Raw genomic sequence first — 4,346 nt, 5'->3', positions numbered from 1 at the left:
GCTACAAAATGCGCTCCCGCGAGTGCGACTGCATCGCAGAGAAGTGAGTATATAGAGTATTTATACTCAAAATATTTGAAAGATGGGAGAAATCTAGAACAAAAGTTCTCTACATCAGAAAGAGAACCAAATAAAAATTGATGATTGTTGTCTGTTGAGGTAAAATTATTAAGTTGGAAATATTAATTAATCAAACTGTTCTGCGATGACGAAAAAGGCTGTGACTTTAGAAATTCCTGAATTAATACAATTTTTAGTTCAAGAATTACATGACTTACCCGATGACAGAAAACCAGGAAACAATACCAAATATCAGGTAGAAGATGCAGTTAAGGCGGCTTTTTCGGTTTTTTTTACTCAGTCACCTTCTTTTTTAGAGCATCAACGTTTGATGAAAAGTAGTAAGGGAAAAGATAATGCTTCAAGTTTATTTGGTATCAAAAAAATACCTTGTGATAATCAAATCAGAAACCTGTTAGATTCTATCCCAGCTGCCACAATATTTGGCTCTTTTCAACAAGTCTATCAATGGTTAAAAAAACAGGGAGTTATTAAAAAATTTTTCTACTTAGATGAGGAAATTTTAATAGCTTTAGATGGTACGGAATATTTTTCTTCAAAGAAAATTAGTTGTCCCCATTGTAATTGCCGCAATCATCGTAATGGAACGACAACTTATTTTCATGGTTGCGTCACGCCAATTGTAGTTTCTCCTGAGCAAAAACAAGTGATTAATTTAGAACCAGAATTTATTAAAAAACAAGATGGGCAGCAAAAACAAGATTGTGAAAATGCGGCTGTTAAAAGATGGTTAGATAAGAATCATCAAAAGAAGTATGGTTATCCTGTAACCCTGTTAGGAGATGACTTATACTCTCGCCAACCTATCTGTGAGTTAGCTCTAAAACAAGGTTATAATTTTATTTTTGTTTGTCTTGAAACTTCTCATAAAACCTTATATGAATGGCGAGAATTTTTAGAAAAAAGTGGAGAAGTTAAAACCGTAGAAAAGAAACAATGGGATGGACGAAAGAATCTCATTTATCGTTATCGTTATGTTTCTAGAGTTCCTCTGAGAGAGGTCGAGTCAAGTCTCGAAGTTAATTGGTGTGAAGTCACGGTCATTAATGAAAAAACACAGAAAATTATCTATCAAAATAATTGGATTACCAATCATCAAATTACTGAAAATAATGTTGAAAAAATTGTCAAAGCTGGACGCAGCAGATGGAAAGTTGAGAATGAAGGAAATAACGTTCTTAAAAATCACGGTTATAATTTAGAACATAATTTTGGTCATGGTCAAAGTCATTTATGCGAGTTCTTGTTGTCTTTAAATTTACTAGCTTTTTTATTTCATACCGTTTTAGATTTAGTTAATCATACTTATCAAAAGATTCGTGAGTTATTAGTTACTCGCACCAGTTTTTTTAATGATATTCGTACTTTATTAAAATATTTTTGGTTTAAGAATTGGTCAGAGTTTTTCTTGTTTATTCTTACCGAATATGTCCCGCTCAAAAAAATAAATTCTAGTTAAAAATGTCAATTTTTCGAGAGAAGGAAAGATTATTTTATTCATTGAAAAAACCATAAATTAGGTCAGAATTTCAGCTAAATTTATGAGTTGAGATAAGTTTTTTATGGGCAGATATTTTAAAACTGTCTCTTGAAGCTAATTATGATGATTATCTTGAAAAAAAATGATAATTAGACAGAAGTTCTCTTGTTCACATAGAGAACTTTATCTTCTTTTGTTTTCAAAATGAGAATTGCTGGCCAATAATCACATCAAAGCCACCGCGATTAATGATGCTGTAAAACTCTACAAACCAATGAAACGGCTGATGACTTTCCTTCCATTTCTGAAAAGCCCCTGACTTTTTCGACAAACCCAACTCATATTCTTCCGCTAAATAGCGATCCAACTCCTCCCGCAATTGTGCCAAAGCCGCCTTTAATAACCGCTTAGATTCTGCAACATCCGCACCCGCAATAGAATCTTGCACTTGCAGCGACTTAAACCGCTTAAACTCCATATCCGCCGCCACCGCACCCTGCACAATCCGATTCAACACCCCATCATCAAAAATTAAACGACCTTGCCCGGTTTGGGTATCCCTTGCCATCGCCTCGCAAACTTCATTCAGCGACGCAAACCCCACCAACGTACCCGCCCGAATATTAAAATCAATATCCGGCAACGGTTCCAGTCCAAAGTTTTGCTTCTTGGGTTGGGGTTCCATCTGCGCCACCAGCTTCAGGAATAGCCGCAGCTTGCAGATTTCCGTCGCTTCCTCCATGATGTCCACACCATAGAGGTTGTTGAGCATGATCGACTTCAGCACAAAATAGCGAAGATTAGGGTGCTTCGCCATCTCTGCCAGCACCTTGCGGAAGTATTCATAACGCGGTTTTGCCTCTGGTTCCTGTGAGAGCCTCAGATCATCCTCATCGACAAACCCCTGCATCCGTTCCAAACAAGCTGTATAGAGTGGCTCCAGAATATTCAACGCCGCAAACAAAAACGCCCCCGATCCACAGGTGGGGTCTAACACCGAGACTTGTTCGATCGCTTGATACAATGCCTTCAGCAAATCCGAACTTTCGCAACTGGTGATCACATCCTGGGCGAATTGGCGAATATCCAGGTTGTAAGTAATCAGGTCATTAATCTGGGTAACTTCTCCTGCAGCCAGTTTTTGCCGCAGTGACCAACACCGCTTGCGCCGCGCCACATACTCCCGCCAGGTTTCTGTGGGTAGGGCAAATCCATCGGCAGCAGGCTTATTCCAGCTGCCTCGTTGCGAGACATCCTCAATGCCAGCGGCAATCTCAGTCGGGAGTTCGAGATCTACACCCTGACGAACCGCAGGATAGATGTAATGGTCAGGATTTTCCCGCAGCAACGCCCATACCGCCCCTTCTGGCTTAAACGCCACCTGACAGCCCTTCTCTGCCTGGTCAAACAAAAAGGGAAGAATCGTGTTCTTGCTGATGTATTCGGTGATGTCTTCCTTGGTGTAGTACGCCCCCATTTGCTTCTGGTTGATGTACTTCTCAAAGATGTAGCCCAGTACATCCGGGTTGATTTCGTTTTGGTTGCGAAGCGGTCTGTCGTCCAAATGCCAGTCGTACTCATCAAAAAAGTTAAAGACTTGCTCAAACGCTGCATCGGGAATTTGCAGGGTGCGATCGTACTTTTCCTCCAACTGATGGACTTCAAACAAGCCGCCATTTAGATAGGGAATTTTGCCCAAGAGTTTGTCTAATTCAGGATTGCGATCGGGCTTACCTAACCCCTCATGGAACAGCTTCAGCAAAAACTGTCGATAAAACGAATGAAACCTATCCGTTCCCCATTCTGCCTCACACCGTTTGAGCCGATTTCGCAAATAATTTATATCGCCATCCAGAAAGTTTTTCTTTTGGATGAAATAAACAAACATCAGCCGATTGAGCATCAGCGAAGCATACCAGGTGCGATCTCGCGTAGCGAGCGCGTTGCGACCAAATTCTGACTGAATACCTTGAATAAATTGAAGAAATTTCCCGTGTTCCTTTTCAAATCGGGTAAAGAATTTCTTGGTGACTTTCTCGACATCAAAAGCTTTTTTGACTCGCCCGGCGACTTCCACCAGGGTTAGCTTTTCCTCTTCCGCAAATGCGATCGCCAACGCCTCTAACTTCTGCAACAACCGCTCCGCCGACTGTCCCACCTGATATTGCTCAAATCGAGGGGCGAGGGGTTTTCCCAGTTCTTGCCGCACCCACATCCAAATTTGTTGGGTTTTGCCCTCATCGCCAAATACCAACAGGTGGGATTTGCTGTAGTCCGTCAGTTGGCGATCGAGCTTCACCCGGATTGGACGGGTTGGAATTTCTGGGGTGATGCACTTGAATACAGTGAAGCCGCGCTTTTGAGTAATAGAAACCACCTCAAAGGGTTCGCCATCCACCTCAAACGGTAACGTGACGCGATCAACCGTATCCCAGCCCAATTCTTCAATGAACAGAGACTCAAAATCAAACTTCTGGAGGTATTTTTGGGCGCGTTGGCGATTCAGTGGCATAGAGTTAAGGGCTTGGAGAATTAATCAGCAATACATCTGGAAATATGCTGACAGGGGGACAAGCAAGCTGAAAAGCTTATGTAGCATGGAATACAGATACAGACTCCAAAAAAAGATAAGTCATATTTACCATCTGACAGGGGGACAAGCAAGCTGAAAAGCTTATGTAGCATGGAATACAGATACAGACTCCAAAAAAAGATAAGTCATATTTACCATATATGACCTAAATAACGAAAATGATAAGTGAACTATACCAGAAAGTGTTAGAAA

Annotated in this window: 1 protein-coding gene and 1 pseudogene; one reads left to right on the top strand and one right to left on the bottom strand. The window is 41.0% G+C overall.

All coding sequences use genetic code 11. From position 1 onward, the window contains the following. Positions 1 to 205 precede the first annotated feature (205 nt). Positions 206 to 1,454: pseudogene (locus tag ACOCD9_RS17660) on the top strand (ISNCY family transposase). A 306-nt stretch (positions 1,455 to 1,760) separates the two neighbouring features. Here ACOCD9_RS17660 and ACOCD9_RS17655 read toward each other — a convergent pair. Further along, positions 1,761 to 4,073, bottom strand: coding sequence for an Eco57I restriction-modification methylase domain-containing protein (locus ACOCD9_RS17655; RefSeq protein WP_419548076.1), 2,313 nt, complete (start codon positions 4,071 to 4,073; stop codon positions 1,761 to 1,763). Positions 4,074 to 4,346 lie beyond the last annotated feature (273 nt).

Source organism: Microcystis sp., from assembly GCF_048564745.1.
In the GTDB taxonomy this organism is placed as follows: domain Bacteria; phylum Cyanobacteriota; class Cyanobacteriia; order Cyanobacteriales; family Microcystaceae; genus Microcystis; species Microcystis ichthyoblabe_A.
This window is presented reverse-complemented; position numbering and strand designations above follow the sequence as displayed.

Coding starts and splice junctions, on each gene's coding strand:
- ACOCD9_RS17655 (WP_419548076.1), bottom strand. CDS start 4,073: ATGCCACTGAATCGCCAACGCGCCCAAAAATACCTCCAGAAGTTTGAT.